This is a genomic window from Proteus vulgaris (assembly GCF_023100685.1).
Classification (GTDB): Bacteria; Pseudomonadota; Gammaproteobacteria; order Enterobacterales; family Enterobacteriaceae; genus Proteus.
This window is the reverse complement of sequence record NZ_CP090064.1, coordinates 133,764-148,374: the sequence shown is the minus strand read 5'-3', so window position 1 is coordinate 148,374 and position 14,611 is coordinate 133,764. Positions and strand designations below refer to the sequence as shown.

26 protein-coding genes are annotated in these 14,611 nt (G+C 43.3%); 3 read left to right on the top strand and 23 right to left on the bottom strand.

Going from position 1 to position 14,611, the window contains the following annotated elements; translation table 11 throughout:
* Positions 1-84 precede the first annotated feature (84 nt).
* From rsmB to mscL, 3 genes are all read left to right on the top strand, one after another.
* On the top strand, positions 85-1,353 hold the full coding sequence (gene rsmB, locus LW139_RS00775; protein WP_227336285.1) for a 16S rRNA (cytosine(967)-C(5))-methyltransferase RsmB: 1,269 nt from the start codon (positions 85-87) through the stop codon (positions 1,351-1,353).
* A 112-nt stretch (positions 1,354-1,465) separates the two neighbouring features.
* Entirely contained in the window at positions 1,466-2,842 is a 1,377-nt protein-coding gene (trkA, locus tag LW139_RS00770) for a Trk system potassium transporter TrkA (RefSeq protein WP_036933204.1), read from the top strand.
* Positions 2,843-2,957: 115 nt separating this feature from the next.
* The gene (mscL, locus tag LW139_RS00765; protein WP_023583476.1) at positions 2,958-3,365 is read left to right on the top strand and encodes a large-conductance mechanosensitive channel protein MscL; all 408 of its coding nucleotides are present in this window, start codon (positions 2,958-2,960) and stop codon (positions 3,363-3,365) included.
* 3 nt (positions 3,366-3,368) lie between these two features.
* Here the strand turns inward: mscL and LW139_RS00760 are convergent, their stop codons facing one another.
* From LW139_RS00760 to rpsC, 23 genes are all read right to left on the bottom strand, one after another.
* Positions 3,369-3,575 (bottom strand): alternative ribosome-rescue factor A, encoded by a 207-nt coding sequence (locus tag LW139_RS00760; RefSeq protein ID WP_072071080.1) that lies wholly within the window; start codon positions 3,573-3,575, stop codon positions 3,369-3,371.
* A 51-nt stretch (positions 3,576-3,626) separates the two neighbouring features.
* Positions 3,627-4,040, bottom strand: a complete 414-nt coding sequence (zntR, locus tag LW139_RS00755) for a Zn(2+)-responsive transcriptional regulator (protein ID WP_069368787.1) — start codon at positions 4,038-4,040, stop codon at positions 3,627-3,629.
* A 273-nt stretch (positions 4,041-4,313) separates the two neighbouring features.
* Positions 4,314-4,700 carry a 50S ribosomal protein L17 gene (gene rplQ / locus LW139_RS00750; RefSeq protein WP_004246940.1) on the bottom strand — a complete coding sequence of 129 codons (387 nt, stop codon included), beginning with the start codon at positions 4,698-4,700 and terminating at the stop codon, positions 4,314-4,316.
* 37 nt (positions 4,701-4,737) lie between these two features.
* The gene (locus LW139_RS00745) at positions 4,738-5,727 is read right to left on the bottom strand and encodes a DNA-directed RNA polymerase subunit alpha (RefSeq protein WP_006535513.1); all 990 of its coding nucleotides are present in this window, start codon (positions 5,725-5,727) and stop codon (positions 4,738-4,740) included.
* A gap of 25 nt (positions 5,728-5,752) precedes the next feature.
* Positions 5,753-6,373: a 30S ribosomal protein S4 gene (gene rpsD / locus LW139_RS00740; protein WP_004246942.1), complete on the bottom strand. Its 621-nt coding sequence runs from the start codon at positions 6,371-6,373 to the stop codon at positions 5,753-5,755.
* Between the two features lie 36 nt (positions 6,374-6,409).
* Positions 6,410-6,799 carry a 30S ribosomal protein S11 gene (gene rpsK / locus LW139_RS00735; protein ID WP_002919257.1) on the bottom strand — a complete coding sequence of 130 codons (390 nt, stop codon included), beginning with the start codon at positions 6,797-6,799 and terminating at the stop codon, positions 6,410-6,412.
* Positions 6,800-6,815: 16 nt separating this feature from the next.
* Positions 6,816-7,172, bottom strand: coding sequence for a 30S ribosomal protein S13 (gene rpsM, locus LW139_RS00730; RefSeq protein ID WP_036914623.1), 357 nt, complete (start codon positions 7,170-7,172; stop codon positions 6,816-6,818).
* Positions 7,173-7,318: 146 nt separating this feature from the next.
* Positions 7,319-7,435, bottom strand: coding sequence for a 50S ribosomal protein L36 (gene rpmJ, locus LW139_RS00725; protein WP_071788572.1), 117 nt, complete (start codon positions 7,433-7,435; stop codon positions 7,319-7,321).
* Positions 7,436-7,477: 42 nt separating this feature from the next.
* The gene (gene secY, locus LW139_RS00720; RefSeq protein ID WP_006535510.1) at positions 7,478-8,800 is read right to left on the bottom strand and encodes a preprotein translocase subunit SecY; all 1,323 of its coding nucleotides are present in this window, start codon (positions 8,798-8,800) and stop codon (positions 7,478-7,480) included.
* A gap of 7 nt (positions 8,801-8,807) precedes the next feature.
* Positions 8,808-9,242, bottom strand: a complete 435-nt coding sequence (rplO, locus tag LW139_RS00715) for a 50S ribosomal protein L15 (RefSeq protein ID WP_004246944.1) — start codon at positions 9,240-9,242, stop codon at positions 8,808-8,810.
* Between the two features lie 3 nt (positions 9,243-9,245).
* Positions 9,246-9,425, bottom strand: a complete 180-nt coding sequence (rpmD, locus tag LW139_RS00710; RefSeq protein ID WP_166539178.1) for a 50S ribosomal protein L30 — start codon at positions 9,423-9,425, stop codon at positions 9,246-9,248.
* 5 nt (positions 9,426-9,430) lie between these two features.
* Positions 9,431-9,931, bottom strand: coding sequence for a 30S ribosomal protein S5 (gene rpsE / locus LW139_RS00705; RefSeq protein WP_023583472.1), 501 nt, complete (start codon positions 9,929-9,931; stop codon positions 9,431-9,433).
* Between the two features lie 14 nt (positions 9,932-9,945).
* A complete protein-coding gene (gene rplR, locus LW139_RS00700; RefSeq protein ID WP_023583471.1) occupies positions 9,946-10,299 on the bottom strand; it encodes a 50S ribosomal protein L18 in 354 nt (117 codons plus the stop codon).
* Positions 10,300-10,308: 9 nt separating this feature from the next.
* On the bottom strand, positions 10,309-10,842 hold the full coding sequence (gene rplF / locus LW139_RS00695; RefSeq protein WP_036933221.1) for a 50S ribosomal protein L6: 534 nt from the start codon (positions 10,840-10,842) through the stop codon (positions 10,309-10,311).
* 14 nt (positions 10,843-10,856) lie between these two features.
* On the bottom strand, positions 10,857-11,249 hold the full coding sequence (gene rpsH, locus LW139_RS00690; RefSeq protein ID WP_100158931.1) for a 30S ribosomal protein S8: 393 nt from the start codon (positions 11,247-11,249) through the stop codon (positions 10,857-10,859).
* 32 nt (positions 11,250-11,281) lie between these two features.
* Positions 11,282-11,587 carry a 30S ribosomal protein S14 gene (gene rpsN, locus LW139_RS00685; RefSeq protein ID WP_006535503.1) on the bottom strand — a complete coding sequence of 102 codons (306 nt, stop codon included), beginning with the start codon at positions 11,585-11,587 and terminating at the stop codon, positions 11,282-11,284.
* Between the two features lie 12 nt (positions 11,588-11,599).
* Positions 11,600-12,139: a 50S ribosomal protein L5 gene (gene rplE / locus LW139_RS00680; RefSeq protein ID WP_166539177.1), complete on the bottom strand. Its 540-nt coding sequence runs from the start codon at positions 12,137-12,139 to the stop codon at positions 11,600-11,602.
* Between the two features lie 13 nt (positions 12,140-12,152).
* Positions 12,153-12,467, bottom strand: a complete 315-nt coding sequence (rplX, locus tag LW139_RS00675; RefSeq protein WP_166539176.1) for a 50S ribosomal protein L24 — start codon at positions 12,465-12,467, stop codon at positions 12,153-12,155.
* A 10-nt stretch (positions 12,468-12,477) separates the two neighbouring features.
* Positions 12,478-12,849, bottom strand: coding sequence for a 50S ribosomal protein L14 (gene rplN, locus LW139_RS00670; RefSeq protein WP_047961675.1), 372 nt, complete (start codon positions 12,847-12,849; stop codon positions 12,478-12,480).
* 176 nt (positions 12,850-13,025) lie between these two features.
* Complete coding sequence (rpsQ, locus tag LW139_RS00665) at positions 13,026-13,280, bottom strand: 30S ribosomal protein S17 (RefSeq protein WP_023583468.1); 255 nt, start codon at positions 13,278-13,280, stop codon at positions 13,026-13,028.
* The gene (gene rpmC, locus LW139_RS00660) at positions 13,280-13,471 is read right to left on the bottom strand and encodes a 50S ribosomal protein L29 (RefSeq protein WP_064718511.1); all 192 of its coding nucleotides are present in this window, start codon (positions 13,469-13,471) and stop codon (positions 13,280-13,282) included. The genes rpsQ and rpmC overlap by 1 nt, the downstream gene beginning before the upstream one ends.
* The gene (rplP, locus tag LW139_RS00655) at positions 13,471-13,881 is read right to left on the bottom strand and encodes a 50S ribosomal protein L16 (protein WP_006535500.1); all 411 of its coding nucleotides are present in this window, start codon (positions 13,879-13,881) and stop codon (positions 13,471-13,473) included. The genes rpmC and rplP overlap by 1 nt, the downstream gene beginning before the upstream one ends.
* A gap of 12 nt (positions 13,882-13,893) precedes the next feature.
* Complete coding sequence (gene rpsC / locus LW139_RS00650) at positions 13,894-14,598, bottom strand: 30S ribosomal protein S3 (RefSeq protein ID WP_166539175.1); 705 nt, start codon at positions 14,596-14,598, stop codon at positions 13,894-13,896.
* Positions 14,599-14,611 lie beyond the last annotated feature (13 nt).

Sequence of the window (14,611 nt, the reverse complement as noted above, 5' to 3'; positions counted from 1 at the left end):
CTGATACTTATGCTTATCAGGGTTTTCCTTTTTTCACGCCAATGTAACACTTCTCTGGCGCTCAACATTAAACGTTGACTCATTATGAAAACGTCATACAACTTACGTAGCATTGCAGCAAAAGCAATTAATCAGGTATTAGATCAAGGCTTATCTCTAAGTGCTGTCATACCTGAACTTCAAAAAAATATCTCAGATAAAGATAAAGCTTTATTACAAGAAATTTGCTTTGGTGTATTACGCACATTACCACAATTAGAATGGATTATTCAGCAACTCATGGATAAACCACTAAAAGGTAAACAACGCATTTTACACTACCTCATTATGGTGGGTTTATATCAGCTTCTTTATACACGTATTCCGCCCCACGCAGCTCTCGCGGAAACAGTAAATGGTGCTGTTGCACTAAAAAAACCACAGTTAAAAGGCTTAATTAACGGTGTGTTACGTCAGTTTCAACGCCAACAAGATATCCTTAATGAACGTTTTCAAAATAGTGAAAGTCGTTTTCTTCATCCATCATGGTTACTTGCCCGTATCAAGCGCGCTTACCCTGAACAATGGATGAGTATTGTTGAAGGCAATAACCAAAAACCACCTATGTGGTTACGTGTTAACCAGCAACACCATTCACGGGAAGAGTATTTGGTATTATTGACAGATAATGAGATTTCAGCCATTGCTGATGACAGCCATCCTTTTGCTATCCGTTTAGAAAGTCCATGTAACGTCAACCTTCTTCCAGGATTTGCAGATGGCTGGGTAACAATTCAAGATCGCTCAGCTCAACGTTGCGCTGAATTATTAGCACCAGAAAATAAAGAACAAATTCTCGATTTATGTGCGGCACCAGGGGGAAAAACAACTCATATTTTAGAAATAGCGCCCCAGGCTCAAGTTTTAGCCGTAGATATTGATGAACAACGTTTGAAACGGGTACAAGAAAATCTTACTCGTTTAAAACTCAATGCAATCGTCAAAAGTGGTGATGGACGTTATCCAGAACAATGGTGCGCTGGTATGCAATTTGATCGCATTTTACTTGATGCACCATGTTCAGCAACCGGGGTTATTCGCCGTCACCCTGATATCAAATGGCTTCGTCGTAATGACGATATTGAGCAATTAGCTCAAATTCAAAAAGAAATTCTTCATGCTATTTGGCCATACCTAAAATCCGGTGGCACACTCGTTTATGCTACATGTTCTATTCTTCCAGAAGAGAACATACAACAAATTGAAGCATTTTTGACATCAACTAAAGATGCACAATGCCATTACCAACATCAATGTTTACCAGAAGAGGAAGGTGGCGATGGTTTCTTTTATGCATTGATCAGAAAAATATGATCCTGTGATAAAAGATGATATCGGATCTAAAAGACGCTACTATTTCAACGCAAGATCATCAAGATCTTGCGTTTCTTTTCTATTTGTTAATCGAATACTCTGAGAAATTACGATGAAAATTATTATCTTAGGCGCTGGTCAAGTCGGTGGTACTCTCGCTGAAAATCTTGTCGGGGAGAATAATGATATTACTGTCGTTGATACTAATGCAGATCGTTTACGCCAACTTCAAGATAAATTCGATTTACGAGTAGTCAATGGGCATGGCTCTCACCCAAGGATCTTAAGAGAAGCAGGTGCGGAAGATGCTGATATGTTGGTTGCAGTTACCAACTCTGACGAAACCAACATGATAGCGTGCCAAGTTGCCTATACCTTGTTTAATACACCAAATAAAGTTGCACGTATACGTGCTTCAGAATTTGTTCGAGAAGCAGATAAACTATTTTTACCTGAAGCTATTCCCATTGATTATTTAATATCACCAGAACATTTAGTTATTGATTATATTTATAAACTTATTCAATACCCTGGCGCGTTACAAGTGGTCAATTTTGCAGAAGGCCAAGTCAGTATCGTTGCCGTCAAAGCCTATTATGGTGGATCCCTTGTTGGTAATGCTTTATCAACATTACGAGATCATATGCCACATATTGATACTCGTGTTGCTGCAATTTTTCGTCAAGATAGGCCTATTCGTCCTCAAGGCTCCACTATCATAGAAGCTGGAGATGAGGTCTTTTTTGTTGTCGCATCTCAGCATATTCGTGCTGTAATGAGTGAATTACAACGATTAGAAAAACCATATAAACGCATTATGATTGTGGGTGGTGGTAATGTGGGGGCAGGTTTAGCAGCAAGATTGGAAAAAGATTATAGCGTCAAACTTATTGAACATAATCAACAGCGTGCAACAGAACTAGCTGAACTTCTTCATGACACAATTGTTTTTTATGGTGATGCATCAGACCAAGAGCTTCTTGCAGAAGAACATATAGAACAAATCGATGTCTTTATCGCGCTGACTAATGATGATGAAGCAAACATTATGTCTGCTATGTTAGCAAAAAGAATGGGAGCAAAAAAAGCAATGGTCCTCATTCAGCGCAGTGCTTATGTTGATTTAGTTCAAGGTGGCGTTATTGATATTGCAATTTCACCACAGCAAGCAACTATTTCTGCACTTTTAGGTCATGTTCGCAAAGCGGATATTGTTAGTGTTTCATCATTACGCCGCGGTGTTGCTGAAGCAATTGAAGCTGTAGCTCACGGTGATGAGAATACATCAAAAGTTGTTGGTCGTCGTATACAAGATATCAAACTGCCACCAGGTACTATTATTGGGGCAATTGTCAGAAATGAAGATGTCATTATTGCAAATGCAAGCCACTCTATAGAACAGGGCGATCATGTGATTATGTTTATCACAGATAAAAAATATGTTCCTGAAGTTGAAAAGCTTTTCCAACCTAGTCCATTTTTCTTATAACGATTACGTAGAAATAAGAATAATAGTGATTGTTACTTATAATGGTCTACTATTATCATGTTAGATACTATATTTTTACATAATAAATCTATACTTAGATAAATAAGGGGTGGTTATGTCTTTTTTCAAAGAGTTTCGTGAATTTGCAATGAAAGGCAACGTTGTTGACATGGCTGTCGGTGTCATCATTGGTGCAGCTTTCGGTAAGATTGTTTCATCACTGGTTGCAGATATCATCATGCCACCACTAGGACTATTAATTGGTGGTATTGATTTTAAACAGTTTAGCCTTGTATTAAGAGATGCAAGTGGGGATGTTCCAGCCGTTGTACTAAATTACGGTATGTTTATTCAAACTGTTTTCGACTTTGCTATTGTTGCATTTGCTATTTTCTGTGCGATTAAATTAATTAACAAAACACGCCGTCAAGCAGAAGAAGCCCCGAAAGCACCACCTGCCCCATCGGCCGAAGAAACTCTATTAACAGAGATCCGCGATTTATTAAAAAATCAGCAGAAATAAAAACTAAAAGGCCAGTGATAACAATTGAAAGAATCTTTTGTTATCACTGGCCTCCCAGTTACCCTTCTTGTTATGTTTCGCTTTTCTCATAAAACTACCTTTCCCTTTCTTATTCTTTTCTACACGTTGTCTAAATAAAGGATCGTGAACCAACGCAGCTAAAGCATTATCTTTAATAACACCTTTTTGGTGCTGATATTTGCTAGACATAAAAACCTCTTAAATTGTTAAAGAACATAAAAAAATAATACGATACAGATATTATTGCTTTGTAGCTCCAGATTCAAGTATTTCTAGAATTGAACAATATGTACTCTCATGAGCACTACCACAACACGCATTACTCAACATCTTTAATGAATCTCGCATTCGCTCCATCTCTTTCAAGCGAATTTCAACTTCAGCTAGTCTTGCATCAACAATATGCTTTGATTCAACACAAGTATGATGGGCAGGATCAACACGAATAGAAAGGAGTTCAGTAATAGCATCTAATGTAAAACCCAACTCTTTTGCATAACGAATAAAACGTAAACGTTGGAGATCTTGCTCAGTATATAGGCGATAACCACCTTCTGTGCGTCTATCATGATCCATCAATCCTTGTTTTTCATAAAACCGGATTGTATCTGTTGTTACATTTGCTAATTTTGCAACCTGCCCAATACGATACATGGACCATCCTCCATTGTTAATTATGAATAAGCATAGCAAATAACCAAAAGAATAGAATTGAAATATAGTGCGAAGCTTATATTACAAAATAGCAGTATGGTGAAACAGCAGAAAATAAATATGATACAACACAAAAGAAAGTAAAGAGGAATGCAAAAATAAAATATAAAAAGAGAAACCTTTATATCTTGTGAATAGCGTTTTCCAATAGATATAAAAAAACCGGATTAAAAAATCCGGTCTTTTTATTCGCTTCACTAAATAATAATTAAATTATTCAGCTGCTGCTTCTGTTTCAGAATCAGCACGGTCAACAAGCTCAATGTAAGCCATTGGAGCGTTGTCACCAGCACGGAAGCCACACTTCAGAATACGAGTGTAACCACCTGCACGGCTCGCAAAACGCGGACCTAATACTGTAAACAGTTTTGCCACGACTTCGTTATCACGAGTACGGGCGAATGCCAGACGACGATTAGCTACGCTGTCGGTCTTGGCAAGAGTAATCAGCGGCTCAACGACGCGACGCAGTTCTTTCGCTTTAGGCAAAGTTGTCTTGATTATCTCATGACGAACTAAAGAACCTGCCATGTTACGAAACATAGCCTGACGATGGCTGCTGTTGCGGTTCAATTGACGACCACTCTTACGATGGCGCATGACCTTATCCTTCTCAGTAAAACCTTAACCTGTGATCTTATTCATCAGCGATACTTGCAGGTGGCCAATTCTCAAGGCGCATACCCAGAGATAGACCACGCGACGCCAGTACGTCTTTAATCTCAGTAAGAGATTTCTTACCAAGGTTAGGCGTCTTAAGTAATTCAACTTCAGTACGCTGTACCAGATCACCGATGTAGTGGATTGCTTCTGCCTTCAGACAGTTAGCAGAGCGGACAGTCAATTCAAGATCGTCTACTGGGCGCAGTAAGATAGGATCGAATTCTGGCTTCTCTTCTTTAACTTCTGGCTGACGAACATCACGTAAGTCAACAAAAGCTTCAAGCTGTTCAGCCAGGATAGTCGCTGCACGGCGAATCGATTCTTCTGGATCGATAGTACCGTTAGTTTCCATCTCGATTACCAGCTTATCCAAGTCGGTACGCTGTTCAACACGAGCTGCTTCCACATTATAAGCAATACGCTCAACTGGGCTATAGCACGCGTCTACTAAAAGGCGACCGATAGGGCGCTCATCTTCTTCCGAATGAATTCGGGCAGAAGCCGGCACATAACCACGACCACGCTGAACTTTGATACGCATATTAATAGATGCGTTTTCGTCTGTAAGGTGGCAGATAACGTGCTGCGGCTTGACGATTTCGACATCACCGTCATGGATGATATCGGCTGCAATAACAGGGCCAATGCCAGATTTGCTCAAAGTAAGAATAACTTCATCTTTACCATGAACTTTTACCGCCAACCCCTTAAGGTTGAGCAGTATTTCTAGGATATCTTCCTGAACACCTTCTTTGGTGCTGTACTCATGCAGTACACCATCAATCTCAACCTCTGTTACCGCACAACCCGGCATAGACGAAAGCAGAATACGGCGCAGTGCGTTACCAAGAGTATGGCCGAAGCCTCGCTCTAATGGCTCAAGGGTCACCTTGGCGTGCGTCGAACTGACTTGCTCGATATCAACCAGGCGCGGTTTTAGAAACTCTGTCACAGAACCCTGCATTGTGTCCTCTCTTTGGTGCTAAGCCTTACTTGGAGTAAAGCTCGACGATCAGGTGCTCGTTAATGTCAGCAGACAAGTCAGTACGTTCAGGAATACGTTTGAACACACCTTCCATCTTAGCAGCATCAACTTCCAGCCATGTTGGCTTTTCACGCTGTTCAGCCAGCTCTAAAGCAGCCTTGATACGAGACTGTTTTTTCGATTTTTCACGAACGCTGACTACGTCATTCGGGGAAACCTGATAAGAAGCAATGTTAACCACGCGACCATTTACCATGATTGCTTTATGGCTAACCATCTGACGTGCTTCTGCGCGAGTTGCGCCAAAGCCCATACGATAAACAACGTTATCCAGACGACCTTCCAGCAGAGTCAGCAGGTTTTCACCTGTGTTGCCTTTCAGACGAGTTGCTTCTTTATAGTAGTTACGGAATTGACGTTCTAGAACACCGTAAATACGACGTACTTTTTGTTTTTCACGTAACTGAACACCGTAATCAGAAAGACGCGGTTTACGTGCGCCGTGCTGACCTGGTGCTTGTTCCAGTTTACACTTGGTGTCAATCGCCCGAACGCCAGATTTTAGAAATAAATCTGTACCTTCACGGCGGCTCAGCTTGAGCTTAGGACCCAAATATCTTGCCATTTTCTTTCTCCAACTTTCCTAAAAACGAAAACGTTATTAAACGCGACGTTTTTTCGGTGGACGACAACCGTTATGAGGAATCGGAGTCACATCAGTAATATTAGTGATGCGGAAACCAGCCGCGTTTAATGCACGGATAGTTGACTCACGACCAGGACCAGGTCCTTTAACCATAACTTCCAAGTTCTTAATTCCGTACTCTTTAACAGCTTCAGCGCAACGTTCTGCTGCAACCTGAGCCGCGAACGGAGTAGATTTACGAGAACCACGGAAACCGGAACCACCGGCAGTAGCCCAACCCAATGCGTTACCTTGACGATCGGTAATAGTAACGATTGTGTTGTTGAAAGAAGCATGGATATGAGCCACACCGTCAGAGACTTGTTTTCTTACACGCTTACGTGCACGAATAGGTGCTTTTGCCATTGTTCAAATACCCCGATTATTTCTTGATCGGCTTACGCGGACCCTTACGGGTACGTGCGTTAGTCTTAGTACGCTGACCGCGAACTGGTAGACCACGACGATGACGTAAACCACGGTAAGTACCAAGATCCATCAGACGTTTGATGCTCAGGGTAACTTCACGACGCAGATCACCTTCTACAACGTATTTGGCAACTTCGTCACGCAGCTTGTCGATTTGCTCTTCAGACAGCTCACTGATCTTAACATTTTCAGCAATACCAGCAGCTACACAGATAGCCTGTGAGCGGGTCTTACCGATACCGTAAATCGAAGTTAATGCGATTACAGTATGTTTATGATCAGGAATGTTAATGCCTGCTATACGGGCCACTATGCACTCCTAAATTAGCATTTATACAGTACCATTCTGAAAAGCCCGTTTTCAGGATACTCAAACAATACTGTATATATTATAAAAGATTGGGCTGGCTAATTTAGCCAGCTCAACCGAACTTTGCAAGAAAAAAATGCAATAAATTAGCCTTGACGCTGTTTATGCTTAGGCTCGACGCTGCAAATTACACGCACGTGACCGTGACGTCTAACAATTTTGCAGTTACGGCACATTTTCTTGACGGAAGCACGAACTTTCATTTTTACTCTCCGTAACTTCTAAAACAAATCGCTTATCAGTAATTAACCTTTAAGATTTGCTTTTTTCAATGCAGACTCATACTGACTTGACATCAGGAGGGTTTGCACTTGAGCCATAAAATCCATGATGACCACAACCACGATTAAGAGGGAAGTACCACCAAAATAGAAAGGTACTTTCATTGCGTCACGCATGAACTCCGGGATGAGACAGATAAAGGTAATATACAAGGCACCGATTAAGGTTAAACGAGTCATTACTTTATCTATATATTTAGCCGTCTGCTCTCCCGGGCGAATTCCTGGTACAAATGCACCGGACTTCTTCAGGTTATCTGCCGTTTCTCTTGGGTTGAAAACCAACGCCGTATAGAAGAAACAGAAGAATATGATTGCAGCAGCGTATAGTAACACATAAATAGGTTGACCAGGCTGTAGATTTAAAGAAATCGTCGTCAGCCAACCCCACCCTGTACCATCGCCAAACCAAGAGGTTATTGTACCAGGAAACAGGATAATACTTGAAGCAAAAATTGCTGGTATAACACCCGCCATATTTACTTTAAGTGGTAGATGTGTACTTTGTGCCGCGTATATTCTACGCCCTTGTTGACGTTTTGCATAGTTAACAACGATACGACGTTGTCCTCTTTCTACAAAAACAACAAAGAAAGTAACCGCGAACACCAATACTGCAACCAACAATAACAGGAGGAAGTGCAGTTCGCCTTGCCGTGCCTGCTCGATGGTTTGACCAATGGCAGGCGGAAGACCTGCAACGATACCCGCAAAAATAATGATTGAGATACCGTTACCAATACCACGTTCAGTGATTTGCTCACCTAACCACATTAGGAACATTGTCCCAGTGACTAAGCTCACAACAGCCGTAATATAGAATGGTAGACCTGGATTAATTACCAGACCTTGCATTCCTGGCATATTCGGTAAGCCTGTTGCGATACCAATTGATTGGAATATCGCCAGCACCAAAGTACCATAACGGGTATATTGGCTGATCTTACGACGACCGGCCTCCCCTTCCTTCTTAATCTCTGCTAACCGAGGGTTAACCACTGATAAAAGTTGGATAATAATCGATGCCGAAATATAAGGCATGATACCCAGCGCAAAGATAGAAGCACGGCTAAGAGCACCACCAGAGAACATGTTAAACATTTCAATGATGGTGCCTTTTTGCTGATCGAGCAATTTGGCAAGCACAGTGGCATCAATACCAGGGATAGGAATAAAAGAGCCAATCCTAAAGACAATTAGTGCACCAAGAACAAACAAAAGTCTGCGTTTTAGTTCACCAACACCACCTTTAGCACTCTGAAAATCTAAACCTGGTTGTTTAGCCATCTGTCACTTATTCCTCAATTTTACCGCCAGCTGATTCGATTGCTGCACGGGCACCTTTGGTAACACGCAGACCACGAATAGTCACTGCACGGTTAACCTCGCCAGACAGAATTAATTTTGCAAATTCAATCTGTGGGCCAACAACGTTTGCGGCTTTCAGTGCATTCAGATCGATTACATCGCCTTCAACGTAAGCTAAATCAGACAGGCGGATTTCCGCAGTCACGAAAGATTTACGTGAAGTAAAACCAAATTTTGGTAAACGACGATATAAAGGCATCTGGCCGCCTTCAAAACCACGACGTACGCCACCGCCAGAACGAGACTTCTGACCCTTGTGACCACGTCCGCCAGTTTTACCTAAGCCAGAACCAATACCACGACCTACACGTTTAGGCGCATGCTTGGCACCTTCAGCCGGAGACAGAGTATTTAAACGCATCTCTTACTCCTCAACTTTAACCATATAGGAAACCAAGTTGATCATACCGCGAACTGCTGGTGTATCTTCGCGTTCTACAGTGTGACCGATGCGACGCAGTCCTAAACCAACCATTGTTGCCTTATGTTTTGGCAAACGGCCGATTGTGCTGCGTATTTGAGTAATTTTAATAGTCTTAGCCATGGTCATTACCCCAGAATTTCTTCAACGGATTTACCACGCTTAGCTGCGACCATATCTGGAGACTTCATGCTATCTAAAGCGTCCAGTGTTGCACGAACCACGTTAATCGGGTTTGTGGAACCATAGGTTTTAGCCAGTACGTTACGAACGCCAGCCACTTCTAGAACTGCACGCATTGCACCACCTGCGATGATACCAGTACCTTCGTGAGCAGGCTGCATAAATACGCGAGATCCTGTGTGGGTACCTTTTACAGGGTGGAACAGAGTACCGTTGTTTAAAGCGACGGTTTTCATATTGCGACGGGCTTTTTCCATCGCTTTCTGGATTGCTGCCGGAACTTCGCGAGCTTTGCCATATCCAAAACCAACGCGGCCATTACCATCACCAACTACTGTAAGAGCGGTGAAGCTAAATATACGACCACCTTTGACGGTTTTAGATACGCGGTTTACCGCGATCAGCTTTTCCTGCAGTTCGCCAGCTTGTTTCTCGATGTGAGCCATCTTACACTCCTACCTTAGAACTGAAGGCCAGCTTCACGGGCAGCATCTGCCAGTGCCTGGACTCGACCATGATATTGGAAACCGGAACGGTCAAATGATACTACTTTGATACCTTTTTCCAGAGCGCGTTCAGCAACGATTTTACCAACTACTGCTGCTGCTTCTTTGTTTCCAGTGTTTTTCAGTTGCTCAATGATGGCTTTTTCTGTAGTAGAAGCGGCCACCAATGTTTCAGAACCGTTTGGTGCAATAACCTGCGCATAAATATGGCGAGGGGTACGGTGTACCACCAGGCGAGTCGCACCCAATTCTTGGAGCTTACGGCGTGCGCGGGTCGCACGACGGATACGAGCTGCTTTCTTATCCATAGTGTTACCTTACTTCTTCTTAGCCTCTTTGATACGCACAACTTCGTCGGCGTAACGAATACCTTTACCTTTATAAGGCTCAGGGCGACGGTAAGCACGCAGTTCAGCTGCTACTTGACCAATCACTTGCTTATCCGCACCTTTCAGTACGATTTCAGTTTGTGTTGGGCATTCAGCTGTGATGCCTGCTGGCAGTTGGTGTTCCACTGGATGTGAAAAACCTACTGATAAGTTAACCGCATTGCCTTTAATAGACGCACGATAACCTACACCTACCAGTTGCAGTTTTTTAGTGAAGCCTTCGGTAACACCTACAACCATAGCATTTAACAGAGAACGAGTAGTACCCGCCTGTGCCCATGCATCAGCAAAACCATCGCGAGGTGCGAAAGTTAACTGGTTGTCAGCATGTTGAATTTCAACTGCATTATGGATAGTACGAGTTAGCTCGCCGTTTTTACCCTTAATCGTAATAACCTGACCGTTGAGTTTAACCTCTACGCCGGCAGGAATGACGACGGGTGCTTTTGCCACACGAGACATTCTTTCCTCCCGAATTAAGCTACGTAGCAGATAATCTCGCCACCAAGACCTGCTTGGCGAGCTGCACGATCAGTCATAACACCTTTTGAGGTAGAAACAACAGCGATGCCCAGTCCTGCCATAACATTTGGCAGCTCATCTTTTCTTTTATAGATGCGCAGACTTGGACGGCTTACGCGCTGAATGCTTTCTACTACAGCCTTACCTTGGAAATATTTTAAAGTGATTTCCAGTTCTGGCTTAGTGTCGCCTTCAATTTTAAAATCTTCAATATAACCTTCTTCCTTAAGCACGTTGGCAATCGCCACTTTCAGCTTGGAGGAAGGCATTGTGACCGCAACTTTATTCGCGGCCTGACCGTTACGGATACGGGTCAGCATATCCGCGATGGGATCTTGCATGCTCATCTGTCTTTACTCCCGTGATTCAATTATGGTAATTACCAGCTAGCCTTTCTAAGGCCCGGGATTTCACCGCGCATAGCGGCTTCACGGACTTTAATACGGCTGAGACCAAATTTCCGCAGAAAACCGTGCGGACGTCCAGTTTGACGGCAGCGGTTACGCTGACGTGAAGGACTTGAATCACGTGGCATAGTTTGCAGTTTCAGAACAGCATTCCAACGATCTTCATCAGATACATTCACATCTGAAACGATAGCTTTCAGTTCTGCGCGTTTTGCGAAGAATTTCTCAGCTAAATTCGCACGTTTTACATCACGTGCTTTCATAGATTTCTTAGCCATGAATGCCCTGCCTTACTTGCGGAACGGGAAGTTAAACGCTGCTAACAGTGCGCGACCTTCATCATCTGATTTCGCAGTCGTAGTAATGGTAATATCCAAACCACGAACACGATCCACTTTATCGTAATCGATTTCAGGGAAGATGATTTGCTCACGTACGCCCATGCTGTAGTTACCACGTCCATCAAATGACTTAGCGGATAAACCACGGAAGTCACGAATACGAGGTACAGCAATAGAGATCAGGCGTTCAAAGAACTCCCACATGCGTTCGCCACGCAGGGTCACTTTACAGCCGATCGGATAGCCCTGACGGATTTTGAAGCCTGCAACAGATTTGCGTGCTTTGGTGATCAAAGGTTTTTGACCTGAGATTGCTGCTAAATCAGCTGCTGCATTATCCAGCAGTTTTTTATCAACAATCGCTTCACCAACACCCATATTCAGGGTGATCTTCTCGACCCGAGGGACTTGCATGACAGAATGGTAACCAAACTGAGACATCAGTTGTTGGACCACCTCGCCTTTGTAGTAATCATGCAGTTTCGCCATCGTATACTCCAAATTACTTGATAGTTTCTTTATTAGACTTGAAGAAACGAACTTTTTTGCCGTCTTCAAATCTAAAACCTACACGGTCAGCCTTACCGGTTGCCGCATTGAAGATTGCAACGTTAGAAACTTGAATAAAAGCTTCTTTTTCAACGATGCCACCTGGTTGATTCAGAGCCGGAACTGGCTTCTGATGTTTTTTAACCAGATTGATACCTTCAACGATAACTTTACCAGAAGAAAGAACCTGTTTTACTTTACCGCGCTTACCTTTATCTTTACCAGTAAGAACGATAACTTCGTCTTCACGACGGATTTTCGCTGCCATTGCCTGCTCCTTAGAGTACTTCAGGTGCCAGAGAGATTATTTTCATAAACTTCTCATTACGAAGTTCACGAGTAACCGGCCCAAAAATACGCGTACCAATAACTTGCTCGCTGTTGTTGTTTAACAATACACAAGCGTTGCTATCGAAGCGAATGACAGAACCGTCAGGGCGACGAACACCCTTCTTGGTGCGCACCACTACCGCTTTCAGTACATCACCTTTCTTAACTTTACCACGTGGAATTGCTTCCTTGATGGTAATTTTGATGATGTCACCTACATTTGCGTAGCGACGGTGCGAGCCACCTAGAACCTTGATACACATTACGCGACGTGCACCGGAGTTGTCGGCCACGTTCAGCATAGTCTGTTCTTGGATCATTTTAGTGCTCCGCTAAATGTCAACTACTACTGAGCCACTTCCACATTAGAAGAGGCCGTTCAATATCCCATAATACGAGGGAGCGGCATTATAACACCACATTCTCGATATGGACAGAAAAAATAAACGGCTCGTTCAGTTTTGAGCCGTTTATTTCGTACGAAAAGGCTATTTTATTACAGAACAGCTTTTTCTACAACGCGAACTAACGCCCAAGACTTAGTCTTAGACAGTGGACGTGTTTGACGAATTTCAACTACGTCACCAATTCCACATTCGTTGTTCTCGTCATGTACATGCAGTTTGGTCGTACGACGGATAAACTTACCATATAATGGGTGTTTAACCATACGATCGATAGCAACGACAATAGATTTTTCCATTTTGTCACTAACTACACGACCTTGCAGAGTACGGATTTTATCGGTCATTACGCACCCGCCTTCTCAGTCAGTAAAGTCTTAACGCGTGCGATATTACGACGCACTTGTTTCAACAGATGAGACTGTTGTAACTGACCACTTGCAGTCTGCATACGCAGATTAAACTGCTCACGCAGTAAGTTCAGCAGTTCTGTGTTCAGCTCTTCAACGCTCTTTTCGCGCAGCTCTTTTGCTTTCATTACATCACCGTCTTAGTTACAAAGGTGGTTTTGATAGGCAGTTTTGCTGCCGCCAGCTTGAATGCTTCACGGGCCAGTTCTTCAGGCACACCATCCATTTCATACAGGACTTTACCTGGCTGGATTAAGGCAACCCAATACTCAACGTTACCTTTACCTTTACCCATACGGACTTCGAGCGGCTTTTCAGTGATTGGTTTGTCTGGGAACACACGGATCCAGATTTTACCCTGACGCTTAACTGCACGGGTCATTGCACGACGTGCCGCTTCGATCTGACGTGCAGTCAGACGACCACGGCCCACAGCTTTAAGACCGTAAGTCCCGAAGCTTACATCCGCACCAGCAGCTAAGCCACGGTTGCGGCCTTTGTGCACTTTACGGAATTTTGTACGCTTTGGTTGTAACATCAGCGACTCTCCTTACTTGCGGCCTTTACGCTGCTGCTTTTTAGGTTGAGCTGCCGGTTGTTTTTCCGCCAGTTCAACTGCAGCCATACCACCCAGGATCTCACCTTTGAAGATCCATACCTTAACGCCGAGCACACCATAAGTGGTTTGTGCTTCTGAGGTATTGTAGTCGATATCTGCACGCAAAGTGTGCAGAGGTACTCGACCTTCACGATACCATTCAGTACGAGCGATTTCAGCGCCACCTAAGCGACCACTTACTTCCACTTTAATACCTTTAGCGCCCAAACGCATTGCGTTCTGTACTGCACGCTTCATAGCACGACGGAACATAACGCGACGTTCCAGCTGTGAAGTGATGCTGTCAGCAACTAATTTTGCGTCTAGTTCAGGTTTACGTACTTCGGCGATATTAATTTGCGCAGGAACGCCAGCGATATCCGCTACGTGCTTACGCAGTTTTTCAACATCTTCACCTTTTTTACCGATAACGATGCCTGGACGAGCAGTGTGAATAGTCACACGGATGCTTTTCGCAGGACGTTCGATAACGATACGAGATACAGATGCTTTAGCCAGTTCTTTAGTTAAGTACTGACGTACTTTAAAGTCGCTGTCTAGGTTGTCAGCGAATTCATTGGTACCCGCATACCATGTGGAATTCCAAGGCTTGACAATGCCAAGGCGGATACCATTAGGATGTACTTTTTGACCCATTGCTAGTCTCCAG